Below are 25,037 nucleotides of genomic sequence, written 5' to 3' on the forward strand. Positions count from 1 at the left end.
ATATGTCAGTATATTAAACTATAATATCCGAAAAATGTCGGAATTACATTTAATTTAATTCTAAAATTAGTCAATATTTTATTGGCATAACAATTGAATTAGGCTAGCACCCAATTTTATGGGATAAAAATGAGATTTCAAATGCCAAATTGGCTGAAATATTAAAAATATATATGGATTCAATATTTAAGCATCAACAAGTTTTTTCAGATATAAATGATGACGAGACAGGTGAGCTGATACAGCTCATATCAACAGACGAAGAAAACAGCATGCGCGAGGAAGAACTACCTGATGAACTTCCCATCTTACCCATTAGAAATACTGTTCTTTTCCCTGGCGTAGTAATTCCTATTACTGTCGGACGTCAGAAATCAATTAAATTGGTTAAGAAAGCATACAAGGGCGATAGAATTATTGGCGTGGTTGCACAATCAAATAGCAAAGTAGAGGATCCAGGTAAAGATGATATCTACAGTATCGGTACCGTTGCTCGTATTTTGAAAATGATAGTCCTTCCAGATGGTAATACAACTATCATCATTCAAGGGAAACAGAAATTTGAAGTAAAAGAGATTGTTCAGGAAGATCCCTTTTTGGTTTCTACATATCAAGAACTAGATGACGAAGAACTTGACCCAAAATTAAAATCGAATAAAGCTGTTATACAGTCTCTAAAGGATGCTGCAAGTAAAATCCTGAAATTAAATCCTGAAATTCCTCAGGAGGCTCAAGTGGCACTTGATAACATAGAAAACCCGAATTTCTTAACACATTTTCTTTCTTCCAACATCAATTCTGAAGTTGCCGATAAACAAAAATTATTGGAAAAAACCAATGCTAAAGAACGGGCGACTTTGCTATTGGAATTTATGTTGAAAGACATTCAAATGTTGGAATTAAAGAATGAAATCCATAAAAAGGTTCATACTGATATTGACCAGCAGCAAAGAGACTATTTTCTAAGGCAACAGATCAGAGTTTTGCAAGATGAGTTAGGACAGGATAGTCCCGACCAAGAATTGGATAACTTAAGACTTAAAGCTCAGGAAAAAAACTGGCCCGAGAATGTTCAAAAACATTTCGACAAAGAAATCGATAAGCTATCCCGGATCAATCCGCAAGCAGCAGAATACCCTGTTGCAATGAATTATGTGGAATTACTTCTAGAATTACCTTGGAGAGAACTTACCAAGGATAATTTCGACTTAAAAAGAGCTAAAAAAATATTGGATCGTGATCATTACGGTTTAGAAAAAGTAAAGGAAAGAATTATAGAATATCTGGCGGTATTGAAGCTTAAGCAGGATATGAAAGCTCCCATTTTATGTCTTTACGGACCTCCCGGTGTAGGTAAAACCTCTCTGGGTAAATCCATTTCTGATGCTTTAGGTAGAAAGTATGTCCGTATGTCATTAGGCGGTGTTCATGACGAAGCAGAGATCCGTGGGCATAGAAAAACATATGTAGGCGCAATGCCAGGGAAAATTGTTCAGAATATGAAAAAAGCAGGTAAATCAAATCCTGTCTATATTTTGGATGAAATAGATAAGGTAAACTCTGATTTTAGAGGAGATCCTTCTTCTGCTTTATTAGAAGTTTTAGATCCTGAGCAAAATGAGACGTTTCAAGATAATTATCTGGAGGTAGAATACGATCTATCTAATGTATTATTCATTGCCACTGCCAACTCTTTGGATACTATTCATCCTGCATTGAGAGATAGAATGGAAATTATTGAGGTTACAGGTTACACTCTAGAAGAAAAAGTGGAAATCGCTAAAAAGCATTTAATTCCAAAGCAGAAAAAAGAGCATGGCTTAAAAGCAAAGGATGTTACATTCAGCAGAAAAGCAATTGCCAAGATTATTGAGGACTACACTCGCGAATCAGGCGTTAGAGGATTGGAAAGAACAATCGGGAAAGTCGTAAGAAACATCGCTAAATCTATTGCTATGGAAGAAGAGTTCAATAGCAAAATTGAGATTGAGGATGTAATCAGAATATTAGGAGCGGAAGCATTCGAGAAAGAAATCTACCAAGACAATGAAACTGCTGGCTTAGTGACCGGATTGGCTTGGACGTCCGTTGGCGGTGAAATCTTATTTATAGAATCAAGCTTAAGTAGAGGAAAGGGTAAGCTAACACTTTCTGGTCAGCTAGGAGATGTAATGAAAGAATCTGCTATGACAGCCCTCTCCTATTTACGTTCTCATGCTGAGGAATTGGGAATTCATCATAAGGTTTTTGATCATTATGATTTACATATTCACGTACCGGCAGGAGCAGTTCCTAAAGATGGACCTTCAGCAGGTATAGCCATGATTACTTCTTTGGCCTCGATTTTCACTCAAAGAAAAGTGAAATCTAGATTAGCCATGACGGGTGAAATTACTTTAAGAGGTAAAGTATTACCAATTGGTGGATTAAAAGAAAAAATATTAGCTGCAAGAAGAGCAGGAATAAAAGATGTGATACTATGTCAGCGTAATAAGAAAGATATAGATGAAATCGATTCACGCTACATTAAAGGTTTAAATATTCATTTTGTAGATCAAGTGGATGAGGTCTTAGAGATTGCGCTTTTAAAGGAAAAAATCAAAAACCCAATTGATTTTGTAATTCCTGAGGATGACAATAAAAAAACAGTATCCGCAACTATTATATGATTTGGCAAAAGGTCATAGCAAGCCTGTTTATCTTCTGTTTGACAATTGCAGCAGCTTTTGGTCAAATAGGTGGCTTGCGTGCCTTTGAATTTCTAGAAATACCCAATCATGCTAGAGTAGCAGGTTTAGGAACTGTGAATGTAAGTTCAAATGCAGGAGACGTCAATATGGTTTGGCAAAATCCTGCTTTGTTAGATTCTGGGATGGATGGAAATATTTCATTTAGCCTAAATCCCTATTACGCAGATATTTACAACAGTAAAATCACTTATGCTCAAGATTTTGAAAAGCTAGGCATTTTCAGTTTTGGCTTAAGCTATTTTCATTATGGGCAATTTGAAGGATTTGACAATACTGGAAGTACGACAGAAGATTTTAGTGCTTCCGACTATGCCATACAAATTAGTCATTCCAGAGAAGATGGAGTATTTCGTTATGGAGCAAGTTTAAAGTTTGTTGGGAACCAAATAAGTGGCTTTAATCAAACTGCTGTTTTGACTGACTTAGGAGGTGTTTTTGTTCATCCAGACAAAACCCTAAGTCTAGGCTTGGTAATAAAAAATTTGGGCTTTTTCACCTCAAAATTTGCAGCAGAAGACAGGGATTTACCATTTGATGTACAATTGGGTGGAACTTATAAACCTGAATTCATGCCATTCCGTTTCTCTCTGACACTGAACCGTCTCTATCAATATGATTTAAGTTATTTTGATGAAAGTTTGCTGAGTAATGATGATAATGTGGTCTTTACGGATGTGAACAATAATCCACCCACTACTTTTGACAAAATATTTCACCATTTCACCATTGGAACCGAAGTTATACTAGGGAAAAATGTGAATTTAAGAGCCGGCTATAATCATCTACTTAGACAATCCTTAAGAGCGGAACAAGTTGGCGGAGCAGGTGGTTTTACATTTGGAGTATATTTCCAAACAAAGAAATTTAATTTAGCATATTCAAATGCCATTTACCAGGCGGGCGGGTTTGCCCATTTTATAACCTTGGGAAGTAATTTGAAAGAATTTGTAAAGAAGAAATCATGAACAATAATTTATTTTTAACACCGAAAGAGATCGTTGCAGAACTCGATAAATATATAATAGGACAAAATGACGCTAAACGAAATGTAGCTATTGCCTTGAGAAATAGATGGAGGCGTATGAATACACCAATGGACATCCAAGGTGAAATAGTGCCCAATAATATTCTAATGATTGGGGCAACTGGTGTTGGTAAAACTGAAATTGCAAGACGATTAGCTAAAATAGCGGATGCACCATTCACGAAAGTGGAAGCTTCTAAATTTACTGAAGTGGGATATGTAGGGCGTGATGTGGAAAGCATGGTGCGTGATTTGGTTGAACAATCTGTGAACTTGGTTAAAGCTGCCAAAAAGGAAGAAGTAAAAGAGAAGGCTTCTCAAGCTGTGGAAGATATCATTTTGGATGCCTTAATCCCACCTATGAAATCGACTAACCAACGCCCAGTAAGCACAACTGCTGACAATCAGGTGCCTGACAATGATTATGAATTAAACCAAAAGACCCGTGAGCGATTCAGAGAGAAATTGCGTAATGGAGAATTGGAAGATCGTAAGATTGATATCAATGTGAAAACGCCAGCCAACAATGGTATGGGCATGGTAGGTGGAGGAATGATGGATGAAGCTTCCATGATTAACCTGCAGGACATGTTGAGTAATATGATGCCTAAGAAAAATAAGAAACGTAAGGTCACCATTGAAGAAGCTAGAAAAATCTTAATTGATGAAGAGGTTTCAAAACTTATCGACATGGATGAAGTGAAAGAAGAAGCCATCAAAAAAGCAGAAAACACAGGCATGATCTTTATTGATGAGATCGATAAAATTGCAAAAGGCAGTGGCAATTCAAGCGGTGGAGATGTAAGCCGTGAAGGAGTGCAAAGAGATTTATTGCCCATTGTAGAAGGAAGTGCAGTAAATACCAAATATGGTATAATTCATACTGACCACATTCTTTTCGTGGCAGCAGGTGCTTTCCATGTAAGCAAGCCATCTGATTTAATTCCTGAATTGCAGGGTCGTTTTCCAATCAGAGTGGAACTGGACAGCTTAACTAAAGCAGATTTCTTAAGAATCTTGAAGGAGCCTAAAAATGCACTTACCAAGCAGTATACTGCATTACTAAAAGCTGAGGAAGTAGATTTACAATTTGATGATGATGCGCTGGAGGAATTAGCTGAAATTGCTTATCAAGTCAATTCGGAAGTAGAAAACATCGGAGCCAGAAGACTACAAACTGTGATGAGCAAATTGCTGAATGAATTATTATTTGATATTCCTGATAAAATCGGTCCTAATGCCAAAGTGGTTATTACCAAACAAATGGTAGGCGAAAAACTAGATGGATTGGTAAAAGATAAAGATTTGAGTCAGTATATACTTTAATCTATAATTAACTATAAATTTAAGCCCGAAATTTTCGTTAAGATTTCGGGCTTTTGTTTTAGTTGCAAATTCATAAAACTTATAATTTTCTCATTCGATTAAATAGATAAAATTCAAATTTAAACCATGACAAAATCATTATTCATCATTACCGGAGCAAGCAAAGGCATAGGAAAAGGATTAGCTGTAAAAGCACTAGAAACAGGTGCTAAGGTGTGGGGAATTAACAGAACCCATTCAATTGAGCATGAAAATTACGAAGCTCTGACTTTTGACTTAGCTAATATCCCCAATCTTCTAAGAGAGTCTCCTCAATTGTTTTCAAAAGCTGCACACTATGAGAAAATTGTTCTCATCAATAATGCCGGAACTTTGGGCGATATCGGACATTTAGGAAATATTGAAAATGATAGCATCCCCAATTTGTTTGATTTGAATGTTAGTGCCCCTATCCTATTGATGAATCAGTTTATGAAGGATTTTAAAGATTTTGCAGGAGAAAAAATCATCATTAATATAAGTTCAGGAGCAGGCAAAAATGCAGTGGATGGATGGTCTGGTTACTGCGCTTCAAAAGCGGCTTTGGATATGGCTTCAAAAGTAGCAGCTAAAGAAGCTGAAATGGATGGTAATGGGTTTATCATAAAAGCCATTGCCCCAGGTGTTGTGGATACAGAAATGCAAACTCAAATCCGTAGCACGGATAAAAAGTCCTTCAGTGGAGTAGAGAAATTCAAAAACCTAAAAGCCGAAAACCAACTGAGCAGCGAGCAAGAAGTAGCTGAAAAATACTTTCACTTTATTGATAATTTAGAAAGGTATCCTGATGTAATTTTGGATGTGAGGGATGTTTGACACAAAAAGGAGAGGCACTTGCCTTACTTTAATACAGATAATACATTTTATAACCACGTTGATAAGTTACTATTTCTAGTTTTTAAGAATTTTGAAAACATCCCTTTCATCATCCAACCTAATATAATAAACACCTGAAGGCTTATTTTTCAGATTAATTTCCACTGATCCATTCGGTACAATATATGTAGATATTACTTTTCCTTCGTCATTGAAAACAGTGACGCTCTTCTCGGAATGTAGAGTATGGAGATAAACGACATCTTGAGTAGGATTGGGATATAATTTCATTTTAGAAGATTTTAAGTCATTTAATGCTGTAATTTCCCCATCCAGCACCACCAATTTTCTTCTAATGCTTTCAGCAGATTCATAATATTCATTACCTGGCTGACTAGCAATAACATCCGTTGTTCCAGCGCTAATTAAACTCACAGTATCTCCGTTGACCGATGCTATGTTTTGATTTACGATTGAAAAATAGACTGGTAGACCCGAATTTGCAATAGCATTTAACGTGAAGTCTTCATCGCCATATGTTTTAATTCCCAGCGCTTCAAATTTGATAGTTTGGCTGCAATCTTTGCTGTCCCCATATATAGACCAACCATAATTATTAATTAAAATACTTCGTGCATTTTCACTTTCACAGTACTTCACATTACTGGCTCCCAAATTGACATTATCTTGTAATGATGGTAATGCTGACCAGGCCATTAAGGCTCCATCATAATTTTTTCGCGATAGACCCTTAGCTTCAGAGAACATGTAATCCATATTTATAACACTTCCTATGTCCCATTTACTTAAATCACCATCAAAGAATTCAGTTCTATAAAACATATTATTCATACTGGTTACATTGCTAACCTCCCAATTACTTATATCAACATTAAAAAATTTCGCATATGAAAACATCGATGTCATATTAGTAACACTACTTACATCCCAATTTCCTATATCAGCCTCAAATGATAAAACCCCTTGAAACATGGATATCATTGTGGTCACCGAGCTAACATCCCAGTTACTGATATCACTGTTAAATGATGTAGCAAACGAAAACATTTCTCGCATATTAGTTACATTACTAACGTCCCATGTTGATAAATCCCCGTTAAAATTATTGCCATGTGAAGAATAATAAGAAAACATGCCTTGCATATTGGTGACATTACTAACATCCCAATTACTTAAGTCTCCATCGAATAAATCCGAATTTGCAAACATATAACTCATATCCGTTACATTTGATAGGTCTGGAGCATCAGTTGCGGCATAAGTAAGGTTACTACAACCATCAAATGCCCGTCTCATGGTTGACCATTGAATATCTCCCCAATGCTCAATGCTTTGTATTTTCTCACGGTCGTCATGTGAAAAAAAATATATCCTATTAAAATCACCTGATATACTTACTGTGTATATACCAGCTGTATCATATTCATGAGTTGCATCACCACTTAAATTTGAATCAGTATTACCATCCCCCCAGGCAACTGTATAATCAACTCCGCCACCACCAGTGGGAATAACTATGCTTTCATTATCCATGGTAGTTTTCCATGTAGTAACAAATGGATTTTGTGCTAACAAACTAGTATTTACAATAAATAGAAATATTAAGAAGTAAAGCTTTTTCAACAAATTATACCCCATAGTTAATCACATTGTAAGGATTAGATTATACTTAAATAAATAAATTGATTGCTAAACTAAGTGCAATTTGAAGATTTATAAAATTTCTTGAATTTTAATTCAAGAGCTACAAATTTTAATCATGCAAATAATATCCTTTAAAAAGAACCATTTATTAAAATATACTTGAAATTTTATATCAGCAGGAATTTTTTTACAAGAATAATTATTTGCTTCCATTTATTTAGACAGAATGCCTTATCTTAAGCTTTTAGATATTATATGAACCGAAATAGAAAAAGAATATACCGCACTATCGGCTTTGCCATTTTTATTTTTGCCGTTGGTTATATCGTAAATGATCAGTTAAGAAAGGCAGGGAATCGAATTTCAGGAGAATATTTACAAGAATTAATCACCAAAGAAAGTAAAGGACTATACCAATTAAATTTTGAAGAAATTGATTTAAATATTCTCAGGAAATCTGTATCTATTCGAAATATCGAATTATACGCCACACCAGAAAACCGTGAGGATACCATCAATGCAAAAAATATTTATGAAGCAAAAGTTGGAGAGGTTAACATCTCTTTAGAGTCTGTAATAAGGATCTATACAGACAAAGAATTAGTAGTTGATGGAATTGAGGTCATTGACCCATTATTGTATATGACCAAAATTAATCCTGAAAAGAAACCATTGAAATTTGGTCGTGAAACAGGTGAGCTTTATGATGTTATTTCTCAATATTTGGAGCTACTGCAAATTAACTATCTAAAAGTAAGAAGTGGAACTGTTGATCACTCTCCTAGTAATTTCAGATTAAAAGCCATTGATTTTGAAGTTGAAAACTTTGAAGTATCTGAGAGAACAAAAAGAAAAAAAATATTTTACTCTGAAGCTATAAATCTTGGAGTCAACCAACAATCCATTTTATTGCCAGACAGCATTCATGAATTAAGTTTTGACGGCTTTGAATTATCAACTAAAGATTCTATCCTTAATTTCAAAAACTTTAAAATCAAAGCAAGAGATGATATTGACGCAAATAGCGTATTCCAGAAGGAAAACCAAAATGTATACGATATTGATGTGCCAACCTTAGAACTAAAGGGAATAAATTACCTTAAGGCTTATGAGGATAATTTTTTGGTGGTAAACCAAGTGAATATCCCTAAACCAAGAATTAAAATACAATCAGTATTAAAATCAAATAAGCAAAATACTGAACAAGCAGAAAATAGTATAGGAGCTTCTCTATTGGCACTTTTCGACTTAATAAAAATAAAGGATTTTAAAATTCATGAAGGAGGTTTGAACTTGACACTTAAGGGCGATAACCAGCAAAGATTTTTATCTGACAATATCAGCATTGATCTATTCAATATTGAATTGGATTCAACTCAACGTGACATTCAAAATATAATTCATTATTTTCAACATGCCTCAGTTGAAATCAATGACTACGATTATTTACTACCAGACAATCTGCACACTATCAAATTTAAGAAACTAAATTTCAATACCTTAGATTCTACACTATTGGTACAAAATCTAGAAATAAAACCATCACGAAATTTAGAGGACAGTTCTTTAATACAATTTAATCTTAATTTGCCTTTGCTGGAAATGGAAGGTATTGCTCATAGAGATATTTACGATAACGATCGAATCAACTTAAAATCTCTTGTTTTAAGAAACTCAAGTATTACCATCACACCTCCCTATCTAAAAAAATCAAGCGAGTCAAGAGCTATGGTTAGCCCTCAAAAATTATCTGAAATTGTGGGTAACTACTTCAATGAAATAAAACTTCAAAACTTTTCAGTGCTCAATACTGATGTAAAAGTCGGCTCAATACTCACTGGTAAATCACTGAACATACAATCACATTTTTTAAAAATTGATTCAAGTTTTACTTCGTGGCACACCATTGCAGACAGCACACTAATCAACGGGCAAGAATTACTATATAAATTGAAAAACGGACAATTGACGGTTAGCACTTTTCATTCGGAAAACAACTTGCATTCCCTAGCTGTAAGTGATTTTAATTATATCTATAATAATATAAGCGAACAAGTCAAAGTTGATTATCTAAGCATTAAAGGTCTTCAGCTTGACAGCATTCTGAACAGAAAAAAAATTGCTATAGATAGTATAGCACTTTTTAAGCCAATGATAAATTTGAGCTACACAGATTTAAAGCAACAATCGAAAGAACAAAATCAATGGGAATTTCCTGCAAAGCCTATCAATCTTTTTCTCCAACAAGGAAACCTGAAGTATCAATTAGATAAATTTAGAAATGTACAAATAGAAGAATTTGATCTGGAATTGAACTATAATAATGAATTGAAACTCTTTCAGATAGTGGCCAAAGACTTAAGACTAGAAGATGATAAACTCAAGCATCAGTTGCTCCTTGCCGAAATAGAGCTGCCTAAAAATCAATCTCAAATAACCCTTACAAATCTCCAAGTAAAACCCTACAAGCTAAATGATAGTGTATCAATCGCTATTCAAGTACCAGAAATTAAGTTTATAGGCGTCAATAAAGATGCTTTAATTAAAAACAAAAGTTTTGAAGCGGACAGTATGTTGAGCCGCATCACACAACTTAATTACAAAGGTTTGAGTGATGTAAGCAAGTATTTTGGCTTTAAGAGTGACTCTAAAAGTGAATACAGTTTCAATGTTAAAAATGCTAAGATTGACTTAGTAGGATCAAGTATTATTTTGGTAGGTAATGAAAACAGAAGAAGGCAAATTAGAACTTCAAATACTAAAGTATCCGTCCGTAATTTAAGTTTCCCAAAAAATGATAAACAAGCCTTACAATTTGTTGATAATTTCACCTTGGAAAATGAACGCTTTGATTTCTACTCGTCCGAGAATGACACTATTTCACTCGAAAATTTGTCTTATAATGGCTTTACAAGTTCTAGTCAGCTAGAGAAATTTTCATTTATCGGAGCCGATCGCACAACTTCGCTGACAATTGGTGGTATACAAATGAAGAATGCTGAGATGAAAAGCTATATCAAAAATAATGAAATAAATATTCATGAGCTTAATAGTGCCTCAACCTCAATTAGTCTAAAAATAAAGGAAGAAGGAAATAAAAAAATACCTCAAAGAATTGAGATGCCTTTTCAATCTTTAAAAATTCAGAAATTGCAATCTAATGACATTAATATTAAGCTCTTTTACGAAGAAAAGAAAAGAAATTATTTCGTAAGGAATGCAGATTTAAAGATTAACGGTCTCACGCTTGATTCTACCTTAAGTCCTAAAGAGATTCATCGTCATGTCAATTCATTAGTATTCAGCGGAAAAAACTATAGGGAAAATTTCGGAAAACACTATACCGTTACAGCAGACGATTACACTTTCCGCTATCCTGAATCCAAGTTTGAAGCCAATAACATTAAAATGAGATCAAAATATGATAGGTTTGAATATAGTAATTACATAGATTTTCAAAACGATTGGTTTAAACTTGATATCGCTGCACTGACGATAAAAAGAATCGATCTTGATAGTATTTTTACAAAAGAAAGATTCATCATAGATAAATTAGAATTAAAAGATGGTGATTTTACAGTTTTTCGTGACTTGAATGTGCCACATGATGATGACAAAAAAGTGTTGATGCCTCAAGAATTATTGTCTAAGCTCGATTTTGCTTTTAGTGTAGATACCGTTTTTGTGAATTCCGACATCCATATTCATATAATACCTAAGGAAGCTTCTGGAATTGGAACCATGACGCTAAATATTGATACCGGATACCTTTTTAATATGCGAACACATCATTTTAATGATAATAAATCCATGGTGCTGCAAGCAAAAGGAAAACTGAATGAAAAAGCAAATTTTTCAACTAAGGTTGATTTCCCAAGTCCTTCCGAGAATAGCGAATTTCATTTTATGGGTAAGGTAGGTGATTTAGACCTCACTGCATTAAATGAAATGCTTATACCATTAGGAGCCATTGAAGTACGATCAGGGCACAATGAGGAAGTAAACATCAATTTTAAGGGCAATGATAATTATGCTGAAGGTTCAATGGAATTTCGGTATAATAATCTAAAAATCGATATTTTGGATAGGGAAACCTATCAATCCAAAGGTTTCGGAAATAACTTAAAAACAATCTTTGCCAATAGCTTTGTAGTGAGCTCTAAAAACCCTAGATGGTTCAAATTACAAGAAGGAAACATATTTTTTGAACGTATAAAAAGTAGGTCTATTTTCAATTTCTGGGCTAAGTCGTTGCTAAGTGGCGCGGTTAGTAGCATCGGAATCAACAAAAGTAAAGAAGAAGCCAAAGCCTACTACAAGGAAAATAAAGATGTAGTTGAGGAGATTGAAGACTGAAGCATCGATCATTTTCTTCCCAAGTTTTAACTTTTTTGAAATCCTTATTAACTTGGATTCAAAATTATCAACCAATGCAATTAACCAAAGAACAATCGTCCATCATTGAATCAGATGGAAATATCAAAATCAATGCAGTTGCAGGCTCAGGAAAAACCACTACATTGATTGCTTATGCTGAAAGCAGACCCAAAAACAGCAGAATTCTCTATCTGGCTTTTAATAAATCTGTAAAACTTGAAGCTACAAAAAAATTTAAATCTAAGAAGCTTTTTAATGTTGATGTACAAACGGCTCATTCCCTAGCTTTTAAACATATAGTAATTCGAAACAACTTAGAGATCAACAGTAATGGATACAAAAACCATGAGTTGGCTGATATCTTAGATATTCAAATTACAAGTGAACCCTTAGCAGAAATGATCATGGCTAATCATGTGAATAAATTCACTTCATATTTCTGCAATAGCAGTGCTTTAAAGGTAGAAGAGTTAAACTATGCCGACTCTATTTCCGACAAAAAAGCCGTAGCTTTTGTAAAGGGTAATTATTCCTATATCAAAAAGAAAACCCGTGAGTTTTTGGCTAAAATGAACACAGGGGAAATTGCCATCACTCATGATTTTTACTTGAAAAAATTTCAACTTCAAAACCCTCAGCTTAATTACGATTACATCCTGTTTGATGAGGGACAAGATGCCTCCCCTGCTATGCTAGATGTATTTCTCAATCAAAACGCTGTAAAAGTAATCGTGGGAGATACACATCAGCAAATTTATTCTTGGCGATATGCCGTAAATTCGCTTGAAATGGTGAATTTCAAATCTTTCAATTTATCGAGAAGCTTTAGGTTTAATGATAAAATTGCCCTGCTGGCTCAAGCCATTGTCGATAGAAAAAAGCATCTTCAACCCGAATTGAAATTCCAAATAAAGGGGGAAGGTAAACCTTCAAAAGGAGAACAAAAAGCAGTTTTAGCACGCACCAATCTGGGACTTTTAACTAAAGCCATTGATTACATATCCGAAAAGAAAAATTTAGATGGAATCTATTTTGAAGGCAATATTAACTCCTATACTTATGCTGATGATGGTACTTCACTTTATGATGTATTGAATCTTTACAACGGTAAAAGAAAATTTATACGAGACCCATTGATTAAAAAGATGAGTTCTCTAGAAGATTTGGAAGAGTATATCGACAAAACTGAAGATATGCAATTAGGCATGATGGTTGAATTGGTAAGAGAATACGGCAATGAAATCCCTAACTATATCAAGCAACTTAAAGAAAAACATGTAGAAAATGAAGATCGAGAAAAAGCTCATATTATTTTCTCTACCGTCCATCGATGTAAAGGAATGGAATATGATTCTGTCCAGCTAGTCAACGATTTCTTAACGGAAGAAAAATTAAAAAAAGTAGCACAGCAAAAAGACTTACCTGACCTTATAAAACAAAAGCTCAATGAAGAAATCAATCTACTGTATGTAGCCATAACTAGAACTCAAAATAAACTTTACATAGAAAATGAATTGCTTCCAGAAAATTGGGGTGAAAATGAGCAAATTGTCTTATTAAAACGAAAGGAAAGAGAAAGTGAAGATTCAATAAAAGATTTACAGTTAAACAAGTTTGAGGAAAAAGCTTATGACATAGAAGCGATCAGAAAAAAGCATAAATCAGCCTATGCTCCATGGAATGATGAATTGGATAGAGAATTAAAATTCATGTTTGATGAAGGATTAAGCATTAAAGATCTAGCCAATCATTTCGGAAGAACAAAAGGTGCCATCAGGGCAAGAATTCAAAAGCTATATGCTTTTGAAGATTTGTAAAATGCATCAAAATATTACAGACCAATAGATATTATTTGTCGATGAATAGCTATTATTCTTCTTTTTAATAATCTTTAGGGTAAATTTTTAAAGATGAAAAAGCTATTTCTATTTCTATTTCTTATTCCATTTTTTGTATTTGGTCAAAATGAGGAAGTTTTATATCAATTGGTAAAATTAAACAAAGAGGTAAATTCAAGATACCATGAAAGTGCTCCTCTAGTTACTCCAGATAATCAAAGATTATACTTTACCATCTCAAACCACCCAGAGAACAATGAAGGAAGGGAAAATTCTCAAGACATCTGGTATTCTGATAAGCAAGCCGATGGCGCATGGGGAACGGCCATCCACATGGGATCTCCATTTAATAAAAGACAATTTAATCAAGTATTCACAATACTTGATGGAGGAAATTCACTTTTTATCAGAGGTGGTAGTAATAAAAGAAAAAAAGGTTTTTCTATAGTTACTAAAGATGGAAATGGATGGAACCGACCTGATGAACTAGAAATAGAAGGATATGAAGAGATGAACAAAGGAATATTTTCAGGAGCCACAATCAGTCAAGATCGAAGTGCTATAATCATTTATATGAATGAGAGATCCAAAAAGCCTTTTAGTGACCTGTATTTAAGTAAACGACAGAGCGATGGTTCTTACAGTAAACCTATCATGATAGAATCATTAAGCACATATAAAGATGAATTTGGGCCTTATTTAGCAGAAAATGATCAAGTCATGTATTTTGCCAGCAATCGTGAAGGAACTTTGGGAGATGCGGATGTTTGGAAAGTCAAACGATTAGATGACAGTTGGCTCAAGTGGAGCGAGCCTGAAAACATTGGTTCCCCTATAAATACTGATGGTTTTGACTCCTATTTTTCAGTGGATGAAACTGGAAATAACGCATTTACTACTAGAACCTATGTATCCCCAGATGGTAGTAATATGAATATATATGGTTTAATTCCTAAAGCGAAAATCACCATTAAAGGAAAAGTATTAGATTCAAACAGTAAAAAACCACTATCTCTTTACTTAACTGCACAACCTAGGGAGGGTAAACCCATAAATTACGAGGTAGATTCTGATGGAAATTATCAATTCATAACCTATAAGAACAAGCTCTTCAATTTTATAGCAGCAAAAATTGGCTACGAACAGTTAAATGAAGCTTTAGATTTAAGTTCGATTATGGAAGATACTATTATTCATAAAAATTTTCTATTGAGCCCTATAAAAACCAAAGTGAATCTGGTTGGATTAGTCACAGATGCTAAAACAATGCAAGCTGTTAATGCAGCAGTGTATGTAAAAAAAATTGATTTCAAGGATTCAAGCAAAACTAGATTTGAAGATGGAGGTTATGACTTGACTTTAGAAGGCGGAGGTGAATATCAAATTGAAATTGTGTCTCAAGATTATCAAGATATTCAGGAAAAATTCATAGTCAATGTTCCTCAAGGAACTTATGAATACGAAATCCGAAAAGATTATGAACTTAACAAAGCTTTTAAGCCCTATGTCATTTCCGGTATAGTATTAGATGAGAAATCACAAAAAGCTTTAGCAGCTGAATTGATATTTGAAATGCAAGATACTGTCCTTCTAAAAACCGAAAGCAATAGTGATGGAACCTTTGAAGTCACGATACCCAAAGCTGGCGAACTTATTATCAGAGGAAAGAAAATTAATTATCTTAATCTAGAAGAGGATATCTTAATTGCAGATAATCAAGATTTTACTCAATATAACAAACAGCTACTAATGGCTCCAATAGAGGTTGGGAAAACTGTTATTATTGATAATATCTATTTCAATTTTGACAAAACAACTCTAAAAGAAGCTTCATTTCCGGAGTTAGATCGACTGACAGATCTTATGAGCCAAAACCCAGGAATTAAAATCGAGATTATAGGGCACACTGATAGTAAAGGAAGTGATGATTATAATCTTATCTTAAGTGAAGGAAGAGCTCAAGCAGTAATGGAATACCTGCTTGAAAAAGGAATAGCACAAAACAGAATGACCTTCAAAGGATTAGGGGAAACTGCACCGATAAGCAGCAATAATACAGACGAAGGCAGAGCTGAAAATAGAAGAGTGGAATTCACAATAGTTGCAAAATAACTACTTAAAACTGCTAAATACCTTTGAAATCATTTGATAAAAATTTCCCTGATGAAATTTATAGTGCTTTTCAGTATCTACCCTGTGAATCAAGACCATATTCTTACTAGGATAAACTCCTAGCATGTGAACACCAGTACCAGTATGGTAAAAAGATTTAGTAGCCCTGTTTTCGTTCGGATATAGAACGTACCACAGCATTCCATAAGCAATTCCATATTTTGAATTAGTTATGCTATGGGGTTTAGTGCTGATTTCGATCCATGTTTCAGGTATTATTTCTTTACCATTCCATTTACCCTTCTGCAAATATAGCTGACCATATCGAGCCATATCTCTTGACGAAAGGCGAAAATGATAAGCTGGATACTTAGATATTAATGCTTCTTTCTGATAAAAGCCATCTGTCTGCGGAATTTTAGCTTCAGGGTTTTCCCCATCTATTTCGGTAAATTCCCCCTCATAATCTTGCATTCCAATTGGTAAAGCAATCTTCTCTTCAAAAAGTTGATAAACTGATTTATTTGTAGCTTGTTCTAAAATGTAACCCAATACATTGAAATCCCAATTATTATAGTAAAAATGCTCTCCTGGTGCGTACTGTCCTCTCTCTGGCATATCACGCAACATCCCTTTTGAAACAGCTCCCGAAGCATGATAAACACCAGAACGAGACTTTAAAAGATCGGCAATAGTTGCTTGCCTTTCTTTCTTCGTTAAGCCATCAATATCATCAATTCCTAAATCCTCAAGTGTTGCAGTAGTATCTATTAATCCATCTTCAATCGCAATTCCGTACAAGCTATTAATTAATGACTTCCTAATAGAATGGACCGTATGCTTTTTCGTAACATCACCGTATCGATGTGCTATTTTACCATCTATAAGGATCATTAAAGATGAAGAACCAGCAGACCTTAAAAATGCATTTAAGCTATCAAGCTTATTGGAATCCAAACCACTATTTTCAACAGAAACTTGTTCTAATTCTTGCTTCTTAGTACTACAAGAGATAGTAGCGATAACTATAAAAAATAATATGAGTTTTTTCAAAGTTTAAAAAATTAAATGTATAAATCTGAAATGTAGATGCTGTTCCATTTAAATAGGTTGCATAAAAAAAGGGAAGAAATCTTCCCTTTTTAATAAATTTCTATAAATCAGCTCTTAAGCTAAATTATATTCTTTGATTTTACTTCCTATTCGATTCGATAATCCTTCAGTAGCGGGCAATAAAGGCATCCTAACATAATTTTCACAAATTCCTTGCTGCCGCAAAGCTTCTTTTGCTCCTACAGGATTGCTTTCTTCATACATTAAAGGATTGACAGCTAACAATTTAAACAAGCTTTCATTTGACTTAGAAAAATCACCTTTTAGAGCATTGTTCACCATATCAGAAAATACTTTTGGAAAAGGATTGGCCATGACAGAAATGACACCTACAGCTCCCAAAGTAATCATAGAATTGGTCAACAAATCATCACCTGATATCAATAAGAATTCCTCAGGCTTGTTGGCCATAATTTCCATACATTGCCCTAAATCACCTGATGCTTCTTTTATACCAATGATATTTTCATGATGAGCCAATCTTAAAGTAGTTTCAGCTTTTATATTGGAAGCAGTTCTTCCTGGAACATTATATAAAATCACAGGAACTGGTGAAGCATCCGCTATTTTCACAAAATGTTTGTAAATGCCCTCCTGAGAAGGTTTGTTATAGTGAGGAGATGCTGATAAAATCGCATCAACTCCTGAAAGGTCAATCTCTCCCAGAAGATCTATTACAGCTTGTGTGTTATTCCCTCCAGCGCCAAAAACAATCGGTAATTTTTTAGGATTATGCGTTTTTACCAGCGCTAAAATCTCTTGTTTTTCTTTTAAGGTGGTAGTGGCTGATTCACCTGTAGTTCCTTGTACTACAAAGTAATCCGCCCCTTTGGCAGTATGGACCAATAGCTTTTCTAAAGCTTCCCTATCTACTGTTAAATCTTCTTTGAATGGGGTTATTAATGCGGGCCCCACTCCCGTAAATTTCTTAGTTATTTCCTGAAATTTTTCTGACATAATGAATAATCTCTTCTGTTAAAATATTGGTATCTCCACTTTCTTTAGGCTTTATCATCAATTCAAAAAATGAGGCTTCTGCTTCCGTTGGTTGATAGGCTCCGATTCTTGCATCGCTTTTTGAATGCACTAACAAATATTGCATGTACAAATTTAGGGTATCATCTAAACAAAATAAATATTCCAGTTTCTGGTTCAAAAAACTGATGAAATACGGATTTTCAATCTTACCAAAAAACCCAATATCCTTATCTTCAAAAAAGTCAAAATAGAATTCAAAATTTTGTGTGTCTTTGGGTTTATAGGCAAGGGTAACTACCTCAATCCCATCAGCTTTTAGGGTTTTAATAAATTTTTTGACCGCCTCGTGCTTTTTCAAATCATCGAAGGAAAAAATAACCCCTACCTTCTTAAGCTTATTGTAAGGATAAGCCTGATGTAAAAAATCAATTTTCTTCTGTCCTCTTCTTACTTTATATGATAAAATCTTATGTTTAATCACTGCTTTAGTTTTCTTTTATCAGGCTACGAAATTCAACTTCATCGATAATCTTGACTCCCAATTTTTCAGCTTTTTGTAGTTTAGCAGGCCCCATATTCTCTCCAGCCACTAATATATCTACTTTTCCTGAAATAGCCGAAACTACTTTGCCGCCATATTGCTTAATCACTTCTTTGATTTCGTCTCTACCGTAGTGTTCAAATACGCCTGAGACCACCAAAGACTTATTTTCCAATACATTACCTTTTTGCTCAATCACAGTTTCCTGAATTTCAAATTGCAATCCAGCCGATTTCAAACGTTCAATTAGTTTAATATTATCTTCATCATGAAAGTATTCTACAACACTTTGCGCAATTCGCTCGCCAATTTCAGGAACTTCTATCAATTCATCAAAGGAAGCCTTCGCTAAATTGTCAATATTTTTGAAATGAGCTCCAAGTTTTTCGGCCACGGTTTTCCCAACAAAGCGAATGCCTAGTCCAAACAGTATATTCTCAAATGGGATTTGCTTAGATTCCTCAATTCCCTTTAGTAGGTTTTGGGTACTTAAATCCTTAAAGCCTTCTAATTCAAAAACATCCTCATATTTCAAATCATAAAGATCAGCTACATTCTTAACCAATCCTTTTTCATACAATAAATGAATAGTGCGCTCGCCCATAGAATCAATATCAGCAGCTTTTCGCTGAATATAATGTTCGATTGAGCCTTTGATTTGTGGTGGACAGCCCTTTTTATTAGGACAATAATGAACCGCTTCTCCTTCAGCTCTTACCAATTCAGTTCCACATTCTGGGCATTCCTGAATATATTCAACTTCATTACTTCCTAAATCTCTTTTGGTCAAATCCACTCCGGTGATTTTCGGAATAATTTCTCCGCCTTTTTCAACATGCACAGTATCCCCAACTCTTAAATCCAGTCGAGCAATTTCATTGGCGTTATGAAGAGAAGCTCTTTTTACGGTTGTTCCAGCCAAAGAAACGGGTTCCAGATTGGCAACAGGAGTTACTGCTCCTGTTCTTCCTACCTGATAAGTAATCTCCTTTAAAATTGTTGTAGAACTTTCTGCTTTGTATTTGTAAGCAATTGCCCAGCGTGGACTTTTAGCAGTGAATCCTAATTGTTCCTGTTGTCCCAGACTATTGACTTTTATGACGATTCCATCCGTATCCACTGGCAATGAATGTCTTTTTTCTTCCCATTCATTAATGAAATTGAATACTTCATTTATATTTTTGCATTTTTTATAGGTCTGAGAGACATTAAAGCCAAATTTCTCCAATTGCTTAATGCCTTCTTCATGGGAATCTATAGGCAAATCTTCACCAGCATAAGAATATAAAAAGCAATCCAATTTCCTTTTGGCAACAACTCCAGAATCCTGCATTTTCAAGGTTCCGGAAGCCGCATTTCTTGGGTTTGCCAATAAGGCTTCTCCATTTTCTTCTCTTTCTCTATTGATTTCATTGAAAGCTTCGCGGGGTAAAAAGACTTCTCCACGAGCTTCAAAATACTCAGGGAATTGCTCACCTCTCACTTTCAGGGGAATAGTTCGGATGGTTTTGGCATTATTGGTAATATCATCTCCTTTACTTCCATCTCCACGGGTTACTCCTCGAATTAATTTACCGTTTTCATAATGCAAACTTATAGCTACACCATCAAATTTCAATTCACAAAAATACTCATAACTTTCTTCACCTAAACCTCTTTTTACCCTACCGTCAAAATCATCCAATTCCTCTTTGGAGTATGTATTACCTAATGAAAGCATTGGAATTTTATGCTCTACCGTTTCGAAATTTTTGGTGATATCACCTCCTACTCGCTGGCTTGGAGAATCGGAAGTTTTCAAATCAGGAAACTTCTCCTCCAATTCGATGAGCTCCTTTAACATCATATCAAACTCATAATCAGAAATTTCAGAAACACTTTCCTGATAGTATTTATAGTTATAATAATGAAGCTTTTCACTTAACTCCTGAATCTTTTGTTCGGCTGCTTTCTTTTCCATTTTTCGCTTAAAGGCTTAAATCACAAATCTAATGATTTGCCTATTTGTTTGGCTAAAAAAGATGAAAATTATGTATCGAGTATTAAGTATCTGGTATCTAGAATAAATTAAAGCATACAGCAAAGCAAACATTCAAAAAAACTTCTTATTTCGAGCTTCTAATTTCCAACTAAAATAGATAGTTAAAATTAACTTCAACACCTAAACACTCCAACACCTAAAAACCTCCACACTTGAACTACCACTCAACCCCTCCACTCCCCTTTAAATCCATTTCATCCTTTTCATTTGCAAAAAGCTTACTATTTTTGATTTTAAATCAATTTCTAAAATATGAAAAACCTATTATTTATACTTATTTTTCTAAGTACGAGCATTGTTTTTGCTCAAAAAGAAATTACCGTTTCCGATATTTATGAAAAAGGCACTTTCAGACAAGAATCGGTTTACAATGTAAATTGGATGAATGACGGAAAGTATTATTCTGCTCTGGATGACAATAAAGTCCAGAAAATTGATGTAGAAAACGGGAAGGTTGTAGAGACATTAGTAGATGGAGATAAACTAGATCCTGTACTAGACATTAAAAGCTATTCTTTCAGTAAGGATGAGCAAAAACTTTTATTGGCGACTGATGTAAATTATATCTATAGACGATCGTTCACGGCTCAGTATTATGTTTATAATTTAGAAGATGAAAGTTTAAAACCACTATCTGATGATCCTCAAATGTTCGCTACTTTCTCACCTGATGCCCAAAAAGTAGCTTATGTATTTGAAAACAATATCTACATTTTTGATTTGCAATCTGGCAGGACAACTCAAGTTACTTCAGATGGAAAAATCAATGAAAATATTAATGGAGGTTCGGATTGGGTTTATGAAGAAGAGTTTTATGTCACCAGAACTTTCTATTGGTCACCTAACAGCAAAAAATTGGCATATTACACTATGGATGAAAGCCATGTGAAAGAATACACATTACAGAAATGGAATGACGGACAGCTGTATCCTGAGAACTATGTTTACAAATACCCAAAAGCGGGAGAAGAAAATTCTCATGTCTGGATTTCAGTTTACGATTTAGCGTCTGAAGACACAAAAAAAATGGATATTGGCGAGGAAAAAGATCAATACATCCCTCGTGTTCAATGGACAAAAGATTCCAATCTATTGAGCATTATCAGAATGAACAGAAGACAGAATATTCTGGAAATTTTACATGCTAATGCCACTACCGGTGAAAGCAAAGTGGTTTTAAAAGAGGAATCAGATACATATGTAGCGCTGAATTATTGTGATGATTTGACTTATACCAATGATGGTAAATACTTCATTCAATCAAGTGAACAAGATGGCTACAAGCACCTTTACCTTTACACTTTGGACGGTAAATTAGTCAGACAAATCACGAAAGGTGAATGGGAAGTAGTAAGCATGGTGGGCATTGACCAAAAAGACAGCAAAATCTATTATATCAGTACTGAAAATTCACCTCTAGACCGCACTTTTTATTCGATCGGAATGAATGGGAAAAATAAAAAATTGTTAGGTGAAGAAACGGGAATAACTCGTATCAATATGAGTAATGATTTCCAGTATTATCTGAAATATTATAGCAACCCAACTACTCCAAACCAAGTAAGCTTGCACCAAACCAAAGGCAATGAAAAATTGGCTACTTTAAAGGATAATAAAAGATATAAATCCATCACTGAAAAATTCGGATTTGTAGATAAAGAATACTTCCAATTTGAGACTTCTGAAAATGTGAGTTTAAATGGCTATTTCTTAAAACCTGCAGACTTTGATGAGTCCAAAGAATATCCTGTGATTGTTTATCAATATAGTGGTCCTGGAAGCCAGCAAGTGCAAAATAGTTGGGGTGGTAGTCAGTTCAATTGGCATCAAATGATGACTCAAAAAGGCTATATTGTAGCAGTGGTTGACCCAAGAGGAACTGGCGGAAGAGGAGAAGCATTTAAGAAAATGACTTACGGTAAATTAGGTAAATACGAAACCCTCGATATGATTGAAACTGCCAAATATTTAGGCGATTTAGATTATGTGGATGCTGAAAGAATCGGAATTTGGGGTTGGTCATACGGTGGTTATATGGCTGGAAATGCTATTTTAGATGGCGCAGATGTTTTCAATGCTGCAGTTTCAGTAGCTATGGTTTCCAACTGGCGATATTATGACACGATTTATACTGAACGCTATATGGGCTTACCACAAGATAATGCTGACGGCTATGATGATAATTCACCATTAAGCAAAATCGAAAAATTAGAAGACCCATATCTGGTAGTTCATGGAACGGGTGATGATAATGTGCATGTTCAGCATTCCATTGTTTATTCCGATGCTTTACTTGAAGCAGGGAAACAATTTGACTTGTTCTACTATCCAGATAGGACACACTGCATAGGCGAACAAGGCGCAAGACCTCACTTATTCAGGATGATGACCAAATGGTGGTTAGAAAATTTATAAAACTGAAAAGCCCGATTTTCATCGGGCTTTTCTTTTCCATACCAAGTAGAGAAAACAAAATCTCAAACCAATCTACTCTAGAACAGTATATCAATATATTTCAACCTTGTTTCTAAATTTATCCTAAAAATCTTATGAACTGGTTAATGACTCACCTAGCCAAAAATCATTTCAAAAATATATTTCAATTTAATTTCCATATACTTCTACTTCCGGTCTGACCTGCGGTACTGACCTAAGTGCTCATTGAACATACTTCGAGCTTCCTACTCCTAACTTCTAACAACCTCCCCTTTTCCCCTTTCAACAAATTTTCAGATATTAGCATTTCAAAATTTAAGACTACTAAAACGACTTTTTGATATGACTTATAAAGCTAACGATCCAGGATTAAAAAGCTGGGTAGAAGTACCTCAAAACTCAGATTTCCCTATTCAAAACCTTCCATATGGTATTTTTTCAACCAGCAAGAAATCGCCAAGAGCAGGAGTTGCTATAGGAGATTACATATTGGATTTAACTGAAGTACAATCCGGCAAATTGTTTAAGGAGCTTGAACTACCTGAAAGAATCTTTGACCGTCCAGTGTTAAACGATTTCATGGATTTAGGGAAGGAAGTTACCGTACCGGTAAGAGAACGTATATCTGAACTTTTACAAGCAGATAATCAAGAATTGCAAGGTAATGATCAGTTGAAAGAAAAGGCCTTAGTTCCTATGGATAAAGCTACTATGCACTTGCCTATCCGCATAGGCGATTATACTGATTTTTACTCTTCTGAATCACATGCTACAAATGTGGGCACCATGTTCCGTGATCCTGATAATGCCTTATTGCCTAATTGGAAACATATTCCCGTAGGTTATCACGGAAGGGCTTCTTCTATTGTAATATCAGGAACACCCTTGCATCGTCCAAAAGGTCAAACTATTGCACCTGATGCCAAGAAACCTGATTTTGGTCCAGCTAAACTGGTGGATTTCGAATTGGAGATGGCGTTCATCACTTGTGGTGGAAATACCTTAGGAGATGCCATCCCGACCAAAGAAGCTGAAAATCACATCTTCGGTTTCACTTTATTTAATGATTGGTCTGCCAGAGATATTCAAAAATGGGAATATGTCCCCTTAGGCCCATTCTTAGCCAAGAATTTTGGTTCCTCGATGTCGCCTTGGATTGTAACCATGGAAGCTTTAGAACCTTTCAGAATCCCTGGTCCAAAGCAAGAACCCGAAGTATTACCTTATTTGAAATTCGCTGGTGATTACCATTTTGACATTGATTTACAAGTCGGAATCCAACCAAAAGATTCAGAAGAAAAGGTAGTGACCAATTCTAATTTCAAGTATATGTATTGGAATGTGATACAGCAATTAGCCCATCAAACTGTCAATGGTTGTAACATCAATACAGGAGATGTTTATGCTTCTGGCACCATCAGTGGAAATGATCCTTCTGCTTATGGCTCCATGTTGGAATTAAGTTGGAAAGGAACAAAACCTATCCAAATGCCAGATGGAACTGAAAGAAAATTTATCAATGACCATGATACGGTCATTATGCGTGGTCATGGTGAAAAAGACGGGGTTAGAATAGGTTTCGGTGAGGTGATAACTGAGCTTCTACCAACTAAATAACAGCCAGTTTAACCACAAAGTTGCACGGAGACTTACACTAAGAAAACAGAGAAAAGCCTCAGGCTTTGGGTTAACCGCGAAGGTGCCAAGACGCAATGAATTTTTAATTGGAAAATGATTTTATTTAGCCATGACTTAACAATGCTTTTTATGAATCATTTTTCAATTATTTAGTAAGTTTTGAAAAGCTGGAACAATCTAAATGAAAAAATTTACTTTCTTTCATTTAGATTGTTATTGGCTGTTTACATAAATCAACTTGCATATTTTTCTTAGCGTCTCCGCATCTTAGCGGTTAGTTAAATTTCAGCTTTAGTTGAATACCTTTGTGTTTCTTTGTGCCTTTGTGGTTAATAATCTTCAG

Annotated in this window: 14 protein-coding genes; 9 read left to right on the forward strand and 5 right to left on the reverse strand. The window is 34.7% G+C overall.

Features of this window, described 5'->3' with window-relative positions; genetic code table 11:
- Positions 1 to 173 precede the first annotated feature (173 nt).
- The 4 genes from lon to FTRAC_RS04075 all read left to right on the forward strand — a co-directional run bounded on the left by lon (position 174) and on the right by FTRAC_RS04075 (position 5,955).
- The gene (gene lon, locus FTRAC_RS04060; RefSeq protein ID WP_013452960.1) at positions 174 to 2,669 is read left to right on the forward strand and encodes an endopeptidase La; all 2,496 of its coding nucleotides are present in this window, start codon (positions 174 to 176) and stop codon (positions 2,667 to 2,669) included.
- The gene (porQ, locus tag FTRAC_RS04065; RefSeq protein ID WP_013452961.1) at positions 2,666 to 3,715 is read left to right on the forward strand and encodes a type IX secretion system protein PorQ; all 1,050 of its coding nucleotides are present in this window, start codon (positions 2,666 to 2,668) and stop codon (positions 3,713 to 3,715) included. The genes lon and porQ overlap by 4 nt, the downstream gene beginning before the upstream one ends.
- Positions 3,712 to 5,100, forward strand: coding sequence for an ATP-dependent protease ATPase subunit HslU (gene hslU, locus FTRAC_RS04070; protein WP_013452962.1), 1,389 nt, complete (start codon positions 3,712 to 3,714; stop codon positions 5,098 to 5,100). The genes porQ and hslU overlap by 4 nt, the downstream gene beginning before the upstream one ends.
- 126 nt (positions 5,101 to 5,226) lie before the next feature.
- A complete protein-coding gene (locus tag FTRAC_RS04075; RefSeq protein WP_013452963.1) occupies positions 5,227 to 5,955 on the forward strand; it encodes an SDR family NAD(P)-dependent oxidoreductase in 729 nt (242 codons plus the stop codon).
- A gap of 75 nt (positions 5,956 to 6,030) precedes the next feature.
- Here the strand turns inward: FTRAC_RS04075 and FTRAC_RS19150 are convergent, their stop codons facing one another.
- Complete coding sequence (locus FTRAC_RS19150; RefSeq protein ID WP_013452964.1) at positions 6,031 to 7,614, reverse strand: BspA family leucine-rich repeat surface protein; 1,584 nt, start codon at positions 7,612 to 7,614, stop codon at positions 6,031 to 6,033.
- A gap of 261 nt (positions 7,615 to 7,875) precedes the next feature.
- Here FTRAC_RS19150 and FTRAC_RS04085 point away from each other — a divergent pair, with 261 nt between their 5' ends.
- The 3 genes from FTRAC_RS04085 (at position 7,876) to FTRAC_RS19155 (ending at position 15,947) form a co-directional block, all read left to right on the forward strand.
- A complete protein-coding gene (locus tag FTRAC_RS04085) occupies positions 7,876 to 11,976 on the forward strand; it encodes a hypothetical protein (RefSeq protein ID WP_013452965.1) in 4,101 nt (1,366 codons plus the stop codon).
- A 74-nt stretch (positions 11,977 to 12,050) separates the two neighbouring features.
- Positions 12,051 to 13,814, forward strand: a complete 1,764-nt coding sequence (locus FTRAC_RS04090; RefSeq protein ID WP_013452966.1) for a UvrD-helicase domain-containing protein — start codon at positions 12,051 to 12,053, stop codon at positions 13,812 to 13,814.
- 93 nt (positions 13,815 to 13,907) lie between these two features.
- Positions 13,908 to 15,947 (forward strand): OmpA family protein, encoded by a 2,040-nt coding sequence (locus tag FTRAC_RS19155; protein ID WP_013452967.1) that lies wholly within the window; start codon positions 13,908 to 13,910, stop codon positions 15,945 to 15,947.
- On the opposite strand, the gene FTRAC_RS04105 is transcribed toward FTRAC_RS19155, so the two are convergent.
- From FTRAC_RS04105 to ligA, 4 genes are all read right to left on the reverse strand, one after another.
- Positions 15,948 to 17,000 carry a serine hydrolase domain-containing protein gene (locus tag FTRAC_RS04105; RefSeq protein ID WP_013452968.1) on the reverse strand — a complete coding sequence of 351 codons (1,053 nt, stop codon included), beginning with the start codon at positions 16,998 to 17,000 and terminating at the stop codon, positions 15,948 to 15,950.
- A 114-nt stretch (positions 17,001 to 17,114) separates the two neighbouring features.
- Entirely contained in the window at positions 17,115 to 18,017 is a 903-nt protein-coding gene (gene dapA, locus FTRAC_RS04110) for a 4-hydroxy-tetrahydrodipicolinate synthase (RefSeq protein ID WP_013452969.1), read from the reverse strand.
- Positions 17,989 to 18,519, reverse strand: coding sequence for a DUF6913 domain-containing protein (locus FTRAC_RS04115; RefSeq protein WP_013452970.1), 531 nt, complete (start codon positions 18,517 to 18,519; stop codon positions 17,989 to 17,991). The genes dapA and FTRAC_RS04115 overlap by 29 nt, the downstream gene beginning before the upstream one ends.
- 4 nt (positions 18,520 to 18,523) lie before the next feature.
- Positions 18,524 to 20,539 (reverse strand): NAD-dependent DNA ligase LigA, encoded by a 2,016-nt coding sequence (ligA, locus tag FTRAC_RS04120; protein WP_013452971.1) that lies wholly within the window; start codon positions 20,537 to 20,539, stop codon positions 18,524 to 18,526.
- A 333-nt stretch (positions 20,540 to 20,872) separates the two neighbouring features.
- Here ligA and FTRAC_RS04125 point away from each other — a divergent pair, with 333 nt between their 5' ends.
- Both FTRAC_RS04125 and fahA read left to right on the forward strand, forming a co-directional pair.
- Positions 20,873 to 23,035: a S9 family peptidase gene (locus FTRAC_RS04125; protein ID WP_013452972.1), complete on the forward strand. Its 2,163-nt coding sequence runs from the start codon at positions 20,873 to 20,875 to the stop codon at positions 23,033 to 23,035.
- A gap of 363 nt (positions 23,036 to 23,398) precedes the next feature.
- Positions 23,399 to 24,673, forward strand: coding sequence for a fumarylacetoacetase (fahA, locus tag FTRAC_RS04130; protein ID WP_013452973.1), 1,275 nt, complete (start codon positions 23,399 to 23,401; stop codon positions 24,671 to 24,673).
- Positions 24,674 to 25,037: the final 364 nt, after the last annotated feature.

The sequence above is a fragment of the Marivirga tractuosa DSM 4126 genome (assembly GCF_000183425.1).
GTDB classification, from domain to species: Bacteria; Bacteroidota; Bacteroidia; order Cytophagales; family Cyclobacteriaceae; genus Marivirga; species Marivirga tractuosa.

Excerpts from the sequence above, each read along its gene's own strand:
- lon (WP_013452960.1), top strand. The coding sequence starts at position 174 with ATGGATTCAATATTTAAGCATCAACAAGTTTTTTCAGATATAAATGAT.
- porQ (WP_013452961.1), top strand. The coding sequence starts at position 2,666 with ATGATTTGGCAAAAGGTCATAGCAAGCCTGTTTATCTTCTGTTTGACA.
- hslU (WP_013452962.1), top strand. The coding sequence starts at position 3,712 with ATGAACAATAATTTATTTTTAACACCGAAAGAGATCGTTGCAGAACTC.
- FTRAC_RS04075 (WP_013452963.1), top strand. The coding sequence starts at position 5,227 with ATGACAAAATCATTATTCATCATTACCGGAGCAAGCAAAGGCATAGGA.
- FTRAC_RS19150 (WP_013452964.1), bottom strand. The coding sequence starts at position 7,614 with ATGGGGTATAATTTGTTGAAAAAGCTTTACTTCTTAATATTTCTATTT.
- FTRAC_RS04085 (WP_013452965.1), top strand. The coding sequence starts at position 7,876 with ATGAACCGAAATAGAAAAAGAATATACCGCACTATCGGCTTTGCCATT.
- FTRAC_RS04090 (WP_013452966.1), top strand. The coding sequence starts at position 12,051 with ATGCAATTAACCAAAGAACAATCGTCCATCATTGAATCAGATGGAAAT.
- FTRAC_RS19155 (WP_013452967.1), top strand. The coding sequence starts at position 13,908 with ATGAAAAAGCTATTTCTATTTCTATTTCTTATTCCATTTTTTGTATTT.
- dapA (WP_013452969.1), bottom strand. The coding sequence starts at position 18,017 with ATGTCAGAAAAATTTCAGGAAATAACTAAGAAATTTACGGGAGTGGGG.
- ligA (WP_013452971.1), bottom strand. The coding sequence starts at position 20,539 with ATGGAAAAGAAAGCAGCCGAACAAAAGATTCAGGAGTTAAGTGAAAAG.
- FTRAC_RS04125 (WP_013452972.1), top strand. The coding sequence starts at position 20,873 with ATGAAAAACCTATTATTTATACTTATTTTTCTAAGTACGAGCATTGTT.
- fahA (WP_013452973.1), top strand. The coding sequence starts at position 23,399 with ATGACTTATAAAGCTAACGATCCAGGATTAAAAAGCTGGGTAGAAGTA.